16 protein-coding genes and 1 riboswitch are annotated in these 15,951 nt (G+C 56.4%); all 16 genes read right to left on the bottom strand.

Annotation, left to right across the window (positions count from 1 at the left end; translation table 11 throughout):
* Window positions 1–11 precede the first annotated feature (11 nt).
* Window positions 12–389: an ATP synthase subunit I gene (locus NST44_RS07475; protein WP_007128782.1), complete on the bottom strand. Its 378-nt coding sequence runs from the start codon at window positions 387–389 to the stop codon at window positions 12–14.
* Window positions 382–615 carry an AtpZ/AtpI family protein gene (locus NST44_RS07470; protein WP_007128783.1) on the bottom strand — a complete coding sequence of 78 codons (234 nt, stop codon included), beginning with the start codon at window positions 613–615 and terminating at the stop codon, window positions 382–384. Before NST44_RS07470 ends, NST44_RS07475 begins: the two co-directional genes overlap by 8 nt.
* Before the next feature lie 175 nt (window positions 616–790).
* The gene (gene wecB, locus NST44_RS07465; protein ID WP_007128784.1) at window positions 791–1,948 is read right to left on the bottom strand and encodes a non-hydrolyzing UDP-N-acetylglucosamine 2-epimerase; all 1,158 of its coding nucleotides are present in this window, start codon (window positions 1,946–1,948) and stop codon (window positions 791–793) included.
* Between the two features lie 92 nt (window positions 1,949–2,040).
* Window positions 2,041–2,670, bottom strand: a complete 630-nt coding sequence (gene upp / locus NST44_RS07460) for a uracil phosphoribosyltransferase (RefSeq protein WP_007128785.1) — start codon at window positions 2,668–2,670, stop codon at window positions 2,041–2,043.
* 312 nt (window positions 2,671–2,982) lie between these two features.
* Entirely contained in the window at window positions 2,983–4,233 is a 1,251-nt protein-coding gene (gene glyA, locus NST44_RS07455) for a serine hydroxymethyltransferase (protein ID WP_007128786.1), read from the bottom strand.
* Between the two features lie 166 nt (window positions 4,234–4,399).
* Complete coding sequence (locus NST44_RS07450) at window positions 4,400–4,984, bottom strand: TIGR01440 family protein (protein ID WP_028405644.1); 585 nt, start codon at window positions 4,982–4,984, stop codon at window positions 4,400–4,402.
* A 113-nt stretch (window positions 4,985–5,097) separates the two neighbouring features.
* Window positions 5,098–5,556 (bottom strand): ribose 5-phosphate isomerase B, encoded by a 459-nt coding sequence (gene rpiB, locus NST44_RS07445; RefSeq protein WP_213615933.1) that lies wholly within the window; start codon window positions 5,554–5,556, stop codon window positions 5,098–5,100.
* Window positions 5,557–5,668: 112 nt separating this feature from the next.
* Window positions 5,669–5,750: riboswitch (ZMP/ZTP riboswitch) on the bottom strand.
* 134 nt (window positions 5,751–5,884) lie between these two features.
* Window positions 5,885–6,472, bottom strand: a complete 588-nt coding sequence (locus NST44_RS07440) for a low molecular weight protein arginine phosphatase (RefSeq protein WP_144877968.1) — start codon at window positions 6,470–6,472, stop codon at window positions 5,885–5,887.
* A 179-nt stretch (window positions 6,473–6,651) separates the two neighbouring features.
* Window positions 6,652–7,215: a manganese efflux pump MntP gene (locus NST44_RS07435; protein ID WP_210094001.1), complete on the bottom strand. Its 564-nt coding sequence runs from the start codon at window positions 7,213–7,215 to the stop codon at window positions 6,652–6,654.
* An 89-nt stretch (window positions 7,216–7,304) separates the two neighbouring features.
* Complete coding sequence (locus NST44_RS07430) at window positions 7,305–8,366, bottom strand: L-threonylcarbamoyladenylate synthase (protein ID WP_245255814.1); 1,062 nt, start codon at window positions 8,364–8,366, stop codon at window positions 7,305–7,307.
* Between the two features lie 390 nt (window positions 8,367–8,756).
* The gene (gene spoIIR, locus NST44_RS07425; RefSeq protein ID WP_340898623.1) at window positions 8,757–9,452 is read right to left on the bottom strand and encodes a stage II sporulation protein R; all 696 of its coding nucleotides are present in this window, start codon (window positions 9,450–9,452) and stop codon (window positions 8,757–8,759) included.
* Window positions 9,453–9,775: 323 nt separating this feature from the next.
* The gene (locus NST44_RS07420) at window positions 9,776–10,966 is read right to left on the bottom strand and encodes an FtsW/RodA/SpoVE family cell cycle protein (RefSeq protein ID WP_007128793.1); all 1,191 of its coding nucleotides are present in this window, start codon (window positions 10,964–10,966) and stop codon (window positions 9,776–9,778) included.
* A gap of 282 nt (window positions 10,967–11,248) precedes the next feature.
* Window positions 11,249–12,139, bottom strand: coding sequence for a peptide chain release factor N(5)-glutamine methyltransferase (prmC, locus tag NST44_RS07415; RefSeq protein ID WP_007128794.1), 891 nt, complete (start codon window positions 12,137–12,139; stop codon window positions 11,249–11,251).
* Between the two features lie 4 nt (window positions 12,140–12,143).
* Window positions 12,144–13,211 (bottom strand): peptide chain release factor 1, encoded by a 1,068-nt coding sequence (gene prfA / locus NST44_RS07410; RefSeq protein ID WP_007128795.1) that lies wholly within the window; start codon window positions 13,209–13,211, stop codon window positions 12,144–12,146.
* A gap of 233 nt (window positions 13,212–13,444) precedes the next feature.
* A complete protein-coding gene (ychF, locus tag NST44_RS07405; protein ID WP_007128796.1) occupies window positions 13,445–14,545 on the bottom strand; it encodes a redox-regulated ATPase YchF in 1,101 nt (366 codons plus the stop codon).
* A gap of 257 nt (window positions 14,546–14,802) precedes the next feature.
* A complete protein-coding gene (fni, locus tag NST44_RS07400; protein WP_445670725.1) occupies window positions 14,803–15,903 on the bottom strand; it encodes a type 2 isopentenyl-diphosphate Delta-isomerase in 1,101 nt (366 codons plus the stop codon).
* Window positions 15,904–15,951: the final 48 nt, after the last annotated feature.

Raw genomic sequence — 15,951 nt, 5'->3', positions numbered from 1 at the left:
GTTAGCGCTGATCAATGATTGTTTCTCAAACTGAATACAATGCTGACAGGAATGGTCAACAATTGGGGGATGAACAGACCGGCGATAGCGCCGCCGAGCGACACCTGTTCGAGCTTCGCCGCGAAGACGACGATCAGAAAGCCGATGCATAGTCTCGTGATGAAGCCGAAGTTGTATCTCTTCGGTTCAGGATTGACAGCCAATTGTGCCAGCTGCTGCACTTTCATGGAAAGGAAGCGAACATTAAACAATCCCGCCGCCATGCCCATGATCATCCCCACGATGACGGGGCGATATTCCGGGTAAAGAGCCCATCCCAGAAACAAGGCAGACAATAAGAGCAATGATACTCTAAATACAGCGTTCACAATGGAAGTCAGATCATTCACTTTGCGCCCCCAGAAACTTTTTAATGAGAAGAGCAATATTCAAAATCCCTATAAAGAGCCCTAAAACGGTTCCAATCGCCAACCAGTATCTGGGCCCGTCCAGCCATTCGGCCAGCCACTTGCCTGTCAAAAAACCGATTACGATATACACGGCCAGTAATCCACCGGCCCCGCTGATATACAGCGCTATCAACCAAGGGTTGTCTTGACTATTCGGATTTTTCATATAAACCTCTAATCCCAACTCATTTTACTGAATATGACAAGACTTTGTCAATGAATCGATTTTTTGATTTTCCGTGTAAAATCGGGCGTTTTGGGCTCCCTAAACTGCGCAAAACGCCGCGGTAACCGTACAGTTCAACTGTATGCTGTCCCCTTGCGATTCAGAATGCGGCAAACTATGCCTTTGTGAACATTCTGTGAAATTCTTCGGGGCGTTCTTTGAGGATGCCAAAATGGTGCAAAATCGCATTGACAATCCGCTGGGAAGCTTGTCCATCGCCATATGGATTCGCCGCCTTGCTCATCTTCTCATACAGCGCATCATCTGTCAGAAGAGCCTTAATCCGACTATATACCTGCTCTTCTTCCGTCCCTACCAGCTCCAGCGTTCCGGCCTCAATGCCCTCCGGACGCTCGGTCGTATCCCGGAGCACCAGCGTCGGTACGCCGAAGGAAGGCGCCTCCTCCTGCATGCCGCCGGAATCGGTAATGATGAGGTGCGTATGCGGGTAGAAATTGTTCATATCCACCACATCCAGCGGATCAATCAGCTTGATGCGCGGATGGTCGCCCAGAATCCGGTGAGCCGGCTCCTTCACCGCAGGACTCGGGTGAACCGGATAGACGATCGCAATATCCTCGAACTCATTGGCAATGCGCTTCACAGCCTCGAAAATTTGACGATGCGGCTCCCCGTGGGATTCCCGGCGGTGCGCCGTCATCAGGATCAGTCGCTTGCCCTCGGCCCAATCCAGCACCGGATGCGTATAGTCGTCACGCACCGTATATTGGAATACGTCCGTAGCCGTATTGCCCGTTACATAAATGCGCGACTCCGGCTTGTTCTCTCTGCGGAGATTGTCCGCGGACCATTCGGTCGGCGCGAAATGGACATCCGCCAATACGCCGGTCAGCTGCCGATTCATCTCCTCCGGATACGGAGACAGCTTGTTCCATGTCCGAAGGCCGGCTTCGACGTGGCCGACCTGGATCTGCTGCAGGAAGGCCGCATAGCTCGCCAGGAACGTCGTCAGTGTGTCGCCGTGCACGAGCACGATATCCGGCTTAGCCTCGCGCAGCACCGGCTCAAGACCTTCCAGAACGCGAACGGTGATTTCATTTAATGTCTGGCGTTCCTTCATGACGTCCAGGTCATAGTCCGGAACAATCTTGAACACCTCAAGCACCTGATCCAGCATCTGTCGGTGCTGGGCCGTAACGCACACCACGGATTCAATATGCTCTGGGTGTCGCTGCAGCTCCAAAATGAGCGGCGCCATCTTGATCGCTTCAGGGCGCACCCCGAATATGGTCATCACTTTCACTTTAGACATGGCTGATATTACCTCTCCTTATCATCCTTGCTTCCGATCCCGCCGGCCTCCCTAGTCAGGCAAGCCGGTTAGCGGACAGTCAGCGGATTCTATTATTTCGTCCCGTAGAGCCGGTCTCCCGCATCGCCTAAACCAGGTACGATGTATCCATGGTCGTTGAGACCCTCGTCCAATGCAGCAACATAGATGTCCACATCCGGGTGCGCTTCCTGGACCGCCTTAACGCCTTCCGGCGCGGCTACGAGATTCATCATTTTAATCTGGGTGCAGCCCCGCTTCTTCAAGACGTCGATCGCAGCAATCGCGGAGCCCCCTGTGGCGAGCATCGGGTCGATTACGATCAATTCTCTTTCGGTCACATCAGTCGGCAGCTTCGTGTAGTATTCCACGGGCTGCAGCGTTTCCGGATCACGGAACAAGCCGACGTGCCCGACCTTTGCTGCCGGCAGAAGCTTGACCACCCCGTCCAGCATGCCTAAACCGGCACGGAGAATCGGCACCAACCCGAGCATGCGGCCCGAGATGACCTTGCCTTCGGTTTCGGCGACCGGGGTTTGGACGGAAATCGTTTCAAGCGGAACCTCCCGCGTGATTTCATAAGCCATTAATGTCGCGACCTCATCTACAAGCTCGCGAAAGTCTTTTGTGTTAGTCCGCATATCGCGAATAAATGTTAGTTTGTGTTGAATCAACGGGTGATCACAAATCACCAATTTTCCCATGTCAGGTCCCTCCGGTTGGATACAAATATGTTTTCAATATGGGCGTATAATATGGTAAGCTCCATAAATCCTGTCTATTATATCATTCCCTCCGGCCATTTGACACCCGCATAGGTCATGTTTCTTTCGACTCGAAGGGCACGTTAAAGCTCCTCGCCACCCACCCTATATACGGTTCCCATTTTTTCCAACAAAGATGCTCCTTCCAGGATTCAAACGACCTGCCTCTCGCAGCCGAAACCCTCCATATGCAAAAAAAGGGTATTCCTGCAGGTTCATAACCCTGAGGAATACCCACCCCGTCGATCCCGATTAGTACTTGAGGTCCGGATACAGCGGATACTGATCCGTCAGCTCGGCAACCATACGGCCTGCTTTCTCGAGCGTCGCCTCATCCTTCGGAGCCTTCAGCGTCATCGCGATGATCTTCGCGATGGTCACCATGGCCTGCTCATCCATGCCGCGCGACGTAACCGCCGGCGTACCGATCCGAATGCCGCTGGTAACGAACGGGCTGGTCGGGTCGAACGGAATCGCATTTTTGTTGACGGTGATGCCGATCGAATCCAGCACCTTCTCCGCATCCTTGCCGGTGATATCCAGATTGCGCGTATCCACCAGCATCAAATGGTTATCCGTTCCGCCGGAAACGATGTTCAAACCTTCCTCAATCAGCGTGTCGGCCAGTACCTTCGCATTGTTCACGACATTTTGAGCATAGGTCTTGAAGGACGGATCCAGCGCTTCGCCAAGAGCAACAGCCTTCGATGCGATGACATGCATCAGCGGTCCGCCCTGCGATCCCGGGAATACGGCCTTGTCGATCGCTTGCGCCCAAGCTTTTTTGCACAGAATCATGCCGCCGCGCGGCCCGCGGAGCGTCTTATGCGTCGTTGTGGTCACGAAATGCGCGTGCGGAACCGGATTCGGGTGAAGACCAGCCGCAACAAGACCTGCGATATGAGCCATATCGACCATAAACAGCGCGCCGACATCACTCGCGATCGCGGCCAGCTTCTCGAAATCAATGATGCGCGGATAGGCGCTTGCGCCGGCAACAATCAGACGAGGGCGATGCTTGAACGCCGCTTTGCGGACTTCATCATAATCAATGAGGAACGTGTCCTCTTGAACGCCGTAAGCCACGAAATTGTACAGCAGGCCGGAGGCATTGACCGGGCTTCCGTGCGTCAGGTGACCGCCATGGGCAAGGTTCATGCCAAGAACGGTATCGCCAGGCTTGAGCGCTGCAAGATACACCGCCATATTCGCCTGCGCGCCGGAGTGCGGCTGCACGTTGGCATGATCTGCGCCAAACAGTTCCTTCGCCCGGTCACGAGCGATATCCTCCACGATGTCGACACGCTCGCATCCGCCGTAGTAGCGTTTGCCAGGGTAGCCTTCCGCATATTTATTGGTGAGGACGGTGCCCATCGCTTCCATGACCGCTTCGCTGACAATATTCTCCGATGCAATCAGTTCGATATTGCTGCGCTGGCGCTTCAGCTCCAGCTCCATCGCTTCAAGTACAGCAGGATCGTTCTTACGCAAATGTTCCATCATTTTTATATCCTCCTATGATCCAAAATCTTACTATAAATATCCTGTTTCCGTATTACACAGGGCCAACTACCAAATGGGATGTGGGGCAAGTACGTGAAATGTTTCTACAATCGCTGTTGCTCCCTACAAACAAGCAAAACAGGATGTCCAAGCCGTTCCAATCGAATCAATTGCATGATCCGGAATCCGCATCCGGCACCTGGCGATAAACGGCCCGCTCTCCGCCGATCAGCTTCGGCCGGGTATAGGCGGCCGTAACCCGAGCCTCGCCGATATACCGCTCACTCGGCCTAAAGGGAACCGCCACGCTGCGCAGATGCATGCCGATCAGCGTCTCGCCGATGTCGATACCCGCATGCGCCTGAATGGATTCCGCCAGGCAAGGCTGCTTCATGCTGCGGTAGGCGCTGGCTGCCATGGAGCCGCCGGCTCCCGGAATCGGCACAGCCGCCACTTCCGTCAAGCCAAGCCGCTCGAGCAGCTCGCGCTCAACGACCAGCGCTCGGTTCAGATGCTCGCAGCATTGGAAGGCAAGCGAGAATCCGTACTCCGCCTGAACCTCGGCAATGCCGTCAAGCAGCTGCTGCGCCGTCTCCAACGCGCCGCCTGTCCCGATCCGCTTGCCCGCAACCTCGCTCGTACTCGCGCCGACGACCAGCACCTTGCCCGGTCCAAGCTTCGCCGTCTCGGCGAGCTCGCGGACGATGCGGGCGGTCTGCCCGTTTAAGGAAATGTTGGAAGCATCGCTCATGCCACAGTCCTCCCTTAATAGTCTCTACGTCGCTTCATGCCCTCGTCCCGCACAGCTTGTATGCGGGGAACCGTCCGGAATACAGCCCAAATGGCCTTACGGAAAGAAACGTCCTATCCGTTCTTTAGGTAACGTTCCTCGATCGCCTTGATCTTGTTGACGCGGCCGACATGACGCTCGCCGTGACTGAACTCGGTTGTCAGCCAGGTGCTGACGATTTCCGCAGCAAGACCAGGGCCGACTACGCGTTCGCCGAGCGCGATCACATTGCTGTCGTTATGCTCGCGAGTCGCTTTGGCCGAGAACACATCATGCGTCAGGGCGCACCGGATTCCCGGCACCTTGTTCGCCGCAATGCTCATGCCGATGCCGGTTCCGCAGATCAGAATGCCGCGATCGGCTTCGCCGGACACGACCTTCTCGCATACCGGCAGCGCATAGTCCGGATAGTCGACGGAATCGGAGCAGCCGCAGCCGAGATCCTCCACCTCATGTCCAAGGCTGCGAATAACCTCCATGATCTCCTCTTTCAGGCGAATGCCCGCATGATCCGTGCCTAGTGCAATTTTCATCGATGAAACCCCCTCATATGTTCGCTTTCGCGTGATTAGCTTGTTTCATTATAACCCAAATATCCCGCAAAAGACGAAAAAAGAGCAGTCGGCGCACACGTAGTGCTCCAATGCTCTTTGCCCAGGCGACCGGCCGTATACTCCGGTGCTCCACCGTGGTTTCATCCACTTCGTCGCCAGTTACACCGGAACTATTGTTGTTTCCCCTACATCTTAAATCAATCGTCCGGGAAAGGCAAGCGGCTTTTTTAGCCACGCCTGCAGCTGTGCCTTTTCCACTCACGCGCTCTGATGCCAGAGTCATAATTCATCCGCCCGCAGCAAGCGATTACGCCGGCCCGCCCGCATTCAGCTTGTCCAACAAACGAAAGAGCGCCGTCCGAATCTCGGCTGCGGTCGCTTCATACTCTTCCTTCGTGCCGCCGAACGGGTCCGAGATATCAAAGCTAGGAATGCGCTGGCGAAGCTCAATCAACCGTTCGCGATCCTTATCGCTGACATTTTGACCAAGCGCTCGGGCCAGCTCAATCGATGCGTACAGACTGTCTTGCTCCTGCAAATCTGCAAGCACCTTGCTGTCATCCTCAACATATTCCTTTAAGGTATGCATTTTATCGGCCGCGTGAGGAAACTGCCGAATGGCATATTGCTTATGCGATTGGGTTAGAGTCAGAACGAGATCAGCCCATTCCACCAGCTCTGAGGTGAGCGGCTTGGATACGAGCTCGTCCCGGATATCCTGATCCCGCAGTACGGATTCCGCATGATGGGACACCGGCATGCCATCTATCGCCGATACGCCGGCGGATCGCACCTCCAGCGGAATGCCCCGCTGCTTCGCCAGCTTGCGCAGCATCCCTTCGGCCATCGGACTGCGGCAGGTATTTCCGGTGCAGACAAATAGTATCTTTTTCACAGTCTTAAGGCTCCCTCCCGTCAGTATTAGGTCACTAGGGATATTGTATCAAATCTCATCACAAATTTCGCAACTTCTATATTACTCGGACAAATGATTCCACAAAAGTTACTACTCTGCCGGTCAACGAATTCCCGCATTCATCCTCATTTCATATCCGGTGTGCCTTACCGCCCGTATCAGACAATAAACATCACGCCGAACACAACCAAAATAAGTCCTCCCAGCATCTCGCCGTACTCGCCCAGCTTGCTGCTGACCTGACGGCCCAGCATCAAACCGAGAATCGACATCAAGCCGCCGACCACCCCGAAGGTTACAACGATCAGCGTTACATCATGCACGAACATGCCCAGCGATAATCCGACCGAGAACGAATCGATGCTGACGCTAAGCGAGAACAACAGCATACCCAGCAGCGCGGATGGATGAACGAGCTTGCCCTCGCCTCCGCGAAAAGCGTTATGGATCATATGGCCCCCGAGCAGAACCAGCAATCCGCCGGCGGCAAGCCCGGTAACCTGTCCCAGCAGCAATCCGACATAACGGCCGGCAGCCAGCCCCAGCAGAGGCATCAGCATATGAAACAGGCCGATCAGAAAGCTCATGCCCAGCATATGACGGTGGCGCAGCCTACCTCGCAAACCGACGCCGATGCCAAGCGAAAACGCGTCTAGCCCGAGTGCAACCGCCATGAGCAGAATCGCCGCAAGCTGTCCCGATTGGACAGACGCCTCCAACATGCCCATTCCCCCAAGTCTCATGGTCTTGTACACCATATGCGGACAAGGGATAAATGATTCCTGATCGGCTTTGGAAAAAAAGGCTGCGGTTAAAGATCCACGTCGATAACGCGATGCCCTGCCGCCTTCAGCAGCCGGTTCATCACCGCGGCGCCGAGGCCCTCTTCAGGGCAGGCTTCCGCAAGAATGAAGGTGGCGCCGGCCTCATCGAACCGGCGCAGGCCGGCGTACAGCCGGCGGGCCGCTTCCTCCGGCGCGGCCTGGCGGCCGAGCGGGACTGCCACGTCCGCGCGGTAGCGACCGATGTGCTCGTCGAACGACAGCACTCCGGTCACCTCGCCGCGGCGGGCGGCGGCCGCAAGCTCGGCCGCGATGCGGGCCGCTACCGCTTCGGCGTCGCGGCCCTGCACCACGCACATCGCGCCCTTCGGCGCGTAGTGCGTGTATTTCATGCCCGGCGAGCGGGGCGCCGGGCTCTCCGCCTCCCCGGCGGCGCTTGTTAGCGCCGGGTCGAGGCGCACGCTTGCCGCCACCGCGGCAAGCTGCTCGGCCGTGACGCCGCCGGGACGGAGCACCGTCACGGCACCGTCCTCGCCGGCTTGCACGACCGTCGACTCGACGCCGACCCCGGCAGGGCCGCCGTCAAGCACGCCGTCGATCGCGCCGGCCAAATCCTCCAGCACATGGCCCGCAAGCGTAGGGCTCGGCCGGCCGGAGCGGTTCGCGCTCGGTGCGGCCAGCGGGCAGCCGGCCGCGCGAATAAGCGCGAGCGCAGCCGGGTGGTCAGGCATTCGCACCGCGACCGTGTCCAGCCCCGCCGTCACACGGGACGACACGGCACCCGGCTTCACGGGCAGCACCAGCGACAGCGGGCCCGGCCAGAACGCCTTCATCAGCGCACGCTCGGTATCGTTTACCCGAAGCGCCAGGTCATCCAGCTGGGACAAATCCGATATATGCACGATCAGCGGGTTGTCCGAAGGCCTTCCCTTCGCCGCAAATATACGTTCAACCGCTTCCGTGCTTCCCGCATCGGCGCCCAACCCGTAGACCGTCTCCGTCGGGAAGGCGACAAGCCCGCCGCCTGCAAGCACCCGACCCGCTTCAAGCAGAGCCTGCTCCTCTTCCGGAGTTCGGCTGCCGGATTCCATCGATTCAATACCGATACGCCACACCTTCGTCGGTTGTGACTGCGGGTCAACAGGCTGTTCGTTATGTTCCAATTGGCGGCTGTCCTCGCGGCCGCTTGCAGTATGTTCCATTCCCTATCCCAAGCTTTCTGTTTATGAAGTATATTAACCATCAAGCACGCGCCTTGCTGGAGCTAATCCCAATGGCTTTAGAGTTGATACTTTTTGACATTTAAAAAAGCGCTTCGATTCTTCAGTCCCGTCCCGGGTCCCCACCCGGGCAGCCGGTCGCGCTAAAGAGAAAGCACTCTTCTAAATGAAAGTGTATCACACTCGACTCGAATTGAAAATCAAACAGCCTGCATGTCTTCCTATCAATCTTTCCGAATATCATCCTATGCATCCGCTAGATTATCCAAACAATCCTGCCACCCAATTCCAGATCCCGATAAACATATCCCATAAGAAAAACCGGACTTCAGGCTCGGTATCGCCCGCATTGACTGGCTCATCCGCCTGGCTCTTATCGGCTTGCGCCGAGACGGTCTGGACGCCGGCATCCGCCGGCTGCGCCGCCGCGTCTCCGCTGCCCCCGTCGATGAAGCACAGCGGCGGGAACAACACGCACCACCAGTTCTGTCCCTGTCCCTCGCCAAGCGTGATGCGCACCGCATCATAATCGCCTGCCGGATAGACCGTGCCGCCGTACAGCTTTGTCGGGAACGGTACGACGCCGAGTTCCACATTGTAGCTGTAGGTGATTCCCCGTTTTCTCAGCTCTTCACCGACCAGCTGGCGAATTTCCGGCAGATGCCGGCTCGTCAGCGCCTTAGCTTCCTCGAGGCTCTGCGGGTTATCCAGCTGCTGAACCCATAGCTGCATTTGCTCCACGACCGCATCGCGGATTTCCCGCTTCACAAGCTGATCGGAGGGACTGTCGGAATTGGCCAAGATGCGCAGCCGGATCGATTCCTGAGGAATCGGCCCCCCCACAACAAAAGCATCAATTCGCTGACCTTCCCACACGGTAATGACCATAAACATACAGGATAAGAGCAAAATCATTTTTTTTACGATAATACGGAGGGTTTCGCTATAATGGTTCATCTTGGACAACCGCCTCTCTATCAACCGATAATCTATGATGCTATCAGTATGTCCGGCCGCCGAAGATCTAAACGTGAATCTAGCAATTTGTTTAAAAAGATGATAGAGACGCCTCTCTCCCGTTACCCTGTCAGCCCTCCAATAGGTTACTTCCCTGCCTAGGGCTAATCACAGGCTCATTTCTTGTCCTTACAAAAAATAAAAGATGCTGCCCCGTATGGACAACATCTCTTCATAAATGTATTTGGAAATTTCGGGTATCCTGGTTCAAGACAGGCCATTTCGAATAGGATAGCCCCCCACCAGTGCACGTTGGCTACGGCTTACGCCTGTTTCGCCACCGTCGACCGGTGGGCATGCGGATCCGGCATATCCTCCTCGATTTCCCGGCCGTGCAGCTTCACGCTCATGGCTACCCCGAGGCTCGCCATGCTGATTACGAGCGATGTTCCCCCGTAACTGATAAACGGCAATGTAATCCCTGTCAGCGGCATGAGGCCGATAAACATCCCGATATTCTCAAAGATTTGGTATAAGAACATGGACACGATCCCTATGATGAGAAACGGACCGGCACGTTCACGCGATTCGAGCGATATCAGAATCATCCGATGGATCAGAATGAAATAGAGCAGGAGCAGCACGGAAGAACCGATAAACCCGTATTCCTCCGCAATCTGCACGAAGATGGAGTCGGAATAGGTATACGGTACCCGTCCCGATTGCACCGAGGTCCCCTGCATAAAGCCTTCCCCGGTCATGCCGCCGGAAGCGATCGCCAGCTTGGCATTGTGGGTGTGATAGCCGGCACCGGCGTTGTCCGTCGTCTCGGGCATCAGCCACGGGTCGATCCGGTCCAGCCAGTGCGAGCGGCTCCCTTCCTTCATGAAGGCTGTAATCTCGTCATGGTAATGAATGTAAGCCTGGATTCCGCCGAAAGCGGTGCCCGCAACGAGCACCAGACCGATCAGCGCATGCGATAATTTGACATTACCAATCCACAGCAGCCCCATCAAAATGATGACGTAGCTTAGCGCATTCCCCAAGTCGTTGATGCCCATGACGAGCACGAAGGGAATAAACGCCAGGAAGCCGACCGGAATGACATCCCGGATAAAGGAAAGCTGCGATTTATTTTTCTTCACCAGTATAAAAGTCAGGAAGATAATCAAGACCAACTTAAACATTTCCGCCGGCTGCAGGCTCGTAAACCCGAGATTAATCCAGCCCTTCGAGCCGTTAAGCGTTGACCCGAAAAACATAACGTACACAAGCAGCAGCAGGCCGCCGATATAAATGTAGGTCGCGTGTTTAATGAGAACGCGGTAATCCAATAGGCTCATGCCGAAGAAAGCGATAAAGCCCGCAACGTAAAAGATGAGCATCTTAATATGGTACCCGTTCCAATCAGCCGATCCGATGGTTACGCTGTATAAGGAAGTAACGCTGATGATCATCAGCATGACAAGGACGGTTACGACAACAAAGTCTATTTTTTTAAATTTCTGAAGCATGCCTTTGATCCCCCTGTGCCGGAGCTTATCGCTCCGATGTGCCTTACCGGCCATATAACGATCTGCCCGGATAAAAAGTTTGGGCTCTCCCGGCCCATACCTGGCGCATTAGCCATCGCCCCAACAGCCTTTCAAGGATGCGGGCGGACGATAAGACAGAATACGAACCTTATGAGCACGAACGGATCATGAGCATGAGAAGCCTGCACGGGAAGCAGCGGATTTCCGCAAGTAAACCCATGATCATCATATATTGTAAAAGAATTTCCCTCCGAACACAATTTAACGGGCAATTCCCAAAACATGCCTGTCGATTCCCGCCAAATCCGGGATCGTAACGATCTCGTCCCAATGACCGGCAGCCCGCAGCATATCCGCTACATCCTGCGCCTGGCCCATGCCCAGCTCGAAGGCGATCAGTCTCGGCGGCGTCGCAAGCAGCGGGAGCTGATCCATCATCACACGGTACGGATAGAGGCCGTCGGGCCCGCCGTCCAGCGCGGTTCGCGGCTCATGATCCCGCACCTCGGGCTGAAGCTCTTCAATGTCCCTGGCCGGGATGTACGGCGGGTTGGAGACAATCATATCCGGCGCCAAGCCGGCGAACGGCTCGAGCAGATTGCCCTGCCTGAACTCCACGTCGGCTCCGAGCCGGGACGCATTACGCCGCGCAACATCCAGCGCCTGCGGCGAAATGTCGCTCGCCAGCATGCGCAGCCCTTTCGCCTCCAGCGCCAGCGTTACGGCGATGGCACCGCTGCCGGTGCCGATGTCGACGGCGGTCAGTCTTTCGCCAGGCTGCGGTGCCAGCTGGTTTCCGTACTTCAGCACGGCCTCGACAAGCAGCTCCGTTTCAGGACGCGGAATCAGAACGGCCGGCGTCACCTCGAACGATCGCCCGTAGAACTCCTGCTCCCCGATGATGTATTGCGCCGGGACGCCGTCGGCCTTCCGGTTGATGACGTCCTCGAAATCGCTGCGCTGGTCCTCGGGAAAACCGTCGCCGAGGGCCACGTAATACGCCGTGCCGGTCAGCCCCAGCACATGCTCCAGCAGCAGCTGCGCATTTCGCTGCGGCTCCAGGACCCCGACCCCGTCTAAAAAAGAAGAAGCCTCCAGAAAGGCTTCCCGTATGCTGCGCTCCGGCGTCAATGCAAATTTGTTTCGCTCCAAAGCGTTATACTCCTTTATCCATCATTTCCGCTTGCTCTGCGATGGTCAGGGCGGAAATGATCTCCTCGATTTCGCCGTTCATCACCTGATCCAGCTTATGCACGGTAAGCCCGATCCGATGGTCGGTCACCCGGCTTTGCGGGAAATTGTACGTGCGGATCCGCTCGCTTCGATCTCCGGTGCCGACCTTGCTCTTGCGCTCGCCGGCGTACTTCGCTTCCTCTTCCTGGCGCATCATGTCGTAGATGCGCGCGCGAAGCACCTGCAGCGCCTTCTCCTTGTTGGAGTTCTGGGACTTGCCGTCCTGGCACGTAGCCACAATGCCGGTCGGGATATGCGTTACGCGAACCGCCGACTTTGTGGTGTTAACGGACTGACCGCCCGCACCGCTGGAGCAGAACGTATCCACGCGGATATCCTTATCCAAAATCTCGATATCGACTTCCTCGGCTTCCGGCATGACCGCCACTGTTGAAGTGGAGGTATGGATACGACCGCCGGATTCCGTTGCCGGAATACGCTGCACCCGGTGCGCGCCGCTCTCGAATTTCATTTTGCTGTAAGCACCGCGGCCGTTGATCATGAAGATGACCTCTTTAAAACCGCCGAGGTCGTTCATGTTCACGTCCATCAGCTCAACCTTCCAGCCCTGGGAATCGGCATAACGGGTGTACATCCGGTACAGATCGGACGCGAAGAGCGCCGCCTCGTCTCCGCCGGCTGCCCCGCGAATCTCGACGATAACGTTCTTGTCGTCGTTCGGGTCCTTCGGCAGCAGCAGAATCCGGATTTTCTCCTCCAGCTCCTGTTGGCGGGCGGAGAGCTCCTCGATTTCCATTTTCACCATTTCGCGCATTTCGTCATCGAGCTTCTCACCCTGCATGGTTTTTGCAGCTTCAAGCTCTTCCATTACATTTTTATATTCAACATAAGCCTCATAAGCAGGCTGCAGATCGGATTGTTCTTTGGAATAATCCCTTAGCTTCTTGGAGTCATTCGCGACATCCGGATCGCACAGCAGCTCGCTCAGCTTCTCGTAACGGTCCGCCAGGGATTGCAATCGGTCTAACAAGGAATTCACCTCTCTTACGTAATATTCCTGATTCTAGCGCCTATCGCTCCCTCGAATATGCGAAGCGTAAACGACTGTTTATTATACCATGAAACGGCGTATTTGACTAGAAGGGCATACGCCCGGGAAACACGGGAAACGTTCCCTGCACCATATGAGATATCCGCTTGGCAAAAAGACCATGATCCCATGCATCAACTGGCATGGAGCCATGGTCTACGTATCATAATATGCTACACGTTGAAGCGGAAGTGCATGACATCGCCGTCATTGACGACATAGTCCTTCCCTTCAAGCCGGAGCTGTCCGCGCTCCTTCGCGCCGTTCATCGATCCGGCGGCAACAAGATCGTCATAGGATACGACCTCGGCCCGGATAAAGCCGCGCTCGAAATCGCTGTGGATGACGCCAGCCGCCTGAGGGGCCTTCGTGCCTTTGCGGATCGTCCATGCGCGCACCTCCTGCACGCCTGCGGTAAAGTAGGTGTACAGGCCGAGCAGGCTGTATGCCGCTTTAATGAGGCGGTTCAGGCCGGATTCCTCCAGGCCCAGCTCTTCGAGGAACATGGCCTTGTCTTCACCTTCAAGCTCGGCGATTTCGGCTTCCACCTTGGCGCTGATCGGAACGACGGCAGCATTCTCGGCAGCCGCGAACTCGCGGACCTGCTGCACGTACGGATTGCTGTCCGCGTCAGTCACGCCATCCTCGCTTACGTTGGCCGCATACAGCACCGGCTTGAGCGTCAGCAGATGCAGATCGCGGACGATCAGCTTCTCCTCATCGGACAGCTCGACGCTGCGTGCCGGCTGATCATTGTACAGGGCTTCCTTCAGACGCTCCAGCAGCTCTACTTCTTGGGCGTACTGCTTGTTGCCGCCCTTCATGTTCTTCTTCGTACGCTCGATCCGCTTCTCGACGCTGTCCAGATCCGCCAGGATCAGCTCCAGGTTGATGGTCTGGATGTCGCTCACCGGGTTGACCTTGCCGTCTACGTGGGTGATATTTTCATCCTCAAAGCATCGTACGACGTGCACGATCGCATCGACCTCGCGAATATGGGCCAGGAACTTGTTTCCGAGTCCCTCCCCTTTGCTCGCACCGCGAACCAGTCCCGCGATATCGACGAATTCGAAAGCGGTCGGAACGGTTTTATTCGGCTGCACCAGCTCAGTCAGCTTATCAAGGCGCTCATCCGGCACCTCAACGACGCCGACGTTCGGGTCAATCGTACAGAACGGGTAGTTCGCCGATTCGGCGCCCGCCTGCGTTATCGCATTAAACAATGTGGATTTGCCGACGTTCGGCAAACCGACGATCCCTGCTTTTAAAGCCATTTATATGACAACTCCTTATCAGGTTACTCTATCACTTATATGCATTTTCTTTCAGAGGCTGTGGGGGTTTGCTCCCTTAAACCTCAGGTCCAAAACAATCTTATTAATTATAGCAGATACCCGATAGAGTTCAACACGTATTGCTGCAGATATTCCCGCGTGTTCCATAACGTTTCCTGCATGGCGATCAGTCCTGTCGTTATCGACCTTGCTTTGCGGTCGTTAGAGACATTCAGAACAGACCACCTTGCTTGTCGTTACAACCCTTGCTTGCGGATCAGGCGCGTCGTTGACCTTAACGACTCGATATCTGGAGCCCCGATCCCCAGCATCGCGGTTCGAAGCTCCAGCTCCGTCTGAGCGAGGCGCCGGTCCAGCGCTTCCTCGGAATCGACGGCAGGCCCGAGCAATCCCCGCCCAAAGCCCGCCAGATCAGCGCCCAGTGCAATCGCTTTGGCGGCATCCACGCCGCTGTTGAGCCCGCCGCTGCCGATCATCGGAAAATCCGGAACAGCTTCCCGCACCTCGACGATACATTCCACCGTCGGATTGCCCCAGTCGGCAAAGGCCTCCGCTGCGGCGCGACGTACCGGATCATTCGCCCGGAATTTCTCGACCTGGCTCCAGGAGGTGCCTCCCGCTCCCGCCACATCGATGAAAGCAACGCCCAGCTCCATCAGCATCCGGGCCGTCTCCCCGTCAATGCCCCAGCCGACTTCTTTAACCCCGACAGGAACCTCAAGGCTGCTGCACAGCTCTTCAATCCTGGAGGCAAGTCCGCCAAATCGCGTATTCCCTTCCGGCTGGAACACTTCCTGCAGGGCGTTGAGATGCAGCACCAGCATATCGGCACCCGCAATGTCGACCGCCCGGCGGCAATCATCCGTTCCGAAGCCGTAATTGAGCTGAACCGCCCCAAGGTTCGCGATGATCGGTACGCTTGGCGCCCGCTCTCTCACGCGAAAGGTCGGGGCAAGCTCTTCCTTCTCCACCGCTGCCCGGATGGAGCCGACGCCAAGCGCCCAGCCCCGGCGCTCCGCCGCTTCCGCAAGCCGCATATTAATTTCCCCGGTTGTCCGGCTCCCCCCCGTCATGGAGCTGATGAGAAACGGCGTCCGTGTTGGAATGCCAAGAAAGGAGGTGTCGAGCCTGATGTCCTCGAAGCTCACCTCAGGCAGCGCGCAATGCCGGAAGCGGTAGCGCTCAAAGCCTGAAGTAATGCCTACGGAGCCGACCTCTTCCTCCAGGCACAGCCGCACATGCTCAATCTTCCGCTCGCCGGTGGGGACATCCGGAAGCAGCCTGCCGCCGGATGACTCCAAGCCGTCTGCCCGATTACAAATTGCGGCAGGCTCCATCGTTCCGGCCCTTATTTTTTTCCATGCATTCATTTCCATAGCACCTCC

The organism is Paenibacillus sp. FSL W8-0919, from assembly GCF_038003785.1.
Taxonomy (GTDB): Bacteria; Bacillota; Bacilli; order Paenibacillales; family Paenibacillaceae; genus Paenibacillus_AQ; species Paenibacillus_AQ lactis.
Note: the sequence above shows the minus strand (reverse complement) of the source record. Positions and strands in the feature narration are given on the sequence as shown.

Coding starts and splice junctions, on each gene's coding strand:
- NST44_RS07470 (WP_007128783.1), bottom strand. CDS start 615: ATGAAAAATCCGAATAGTCAAGACAACCCTTGGTTGATAGCGCTGTAT.
- wecB (WP_007128784.1), bottom strand. CDS start 1,948: ATGTCTAAAGTGAAAGTGATGACCATATTCGGGGTGCGCCCTGAAGCG.
- upp (WP_007128785.1), bottom strand. CDS start 2,670: ATGGGAAAATTGGTGATTTGTGATCACCCGTTGATTCAACACAAACTA.
- glyA (WP_007128786.1), bottom strand. CDS start 4,233: ATGATGGAACATTTGCGTAAGAACGATCCTGCTGTACTTGAAGCGATG.
- NST44_RS07450 (WP_028405644.1), bottom strand. CDS start 4,984: ATGAGCGATGCTTCCAACATTTCCTTAAACGGGCAGACCGCCCGCATC.
- rpiB (WP_213615933.1), bottom strand. CDS start 5,556: ATGAAAATTGCACTAGGCACGGATCATGCGGGCATTCGCCTGAAAGAG.
- NST44_RS07435 (WP_210094001.1), bottom strand. CDS start 7,215: ATGTTGGAGGCGTCTGTCCAATCGGGACAGCTTGCGGCGATTCTGCTC.
- NST44_RS07430 (WP_245255814.1), bottom strand. CDS start 8,366: ATGGAATCCGGCAGCCGAACTCCGGAAGAGGAGCAGGCTCTGCTTGAA.
- spoIIR (WP_340898623.1), bottom strand. CDS start 9,452: ATGAACCATTATAGCGAAACCCTCCGTATTATCGTAAAAAAAATGATT.
- NST44_RS07420 (WP_007128793.1), bottom strand. CDS start 10,966: ATGCTTCAGAAATTTAAAAAAATAGACTTTGTTGTCGTAACCGTCCTT.
- ychF (WP_007128796.1), bottom strand. CDS start 14,545: ATGGCTTTAAAAGCAGGGATCGTCGGTTTGCCGAACGTCGGCAAATCC.
- fni (WP_445670725.1), bottom strand. CDS start 15,903: ATGGAGCCTGCCGCAATTTGTAATCGGGCAGACGGCTTGGAGTCATCC.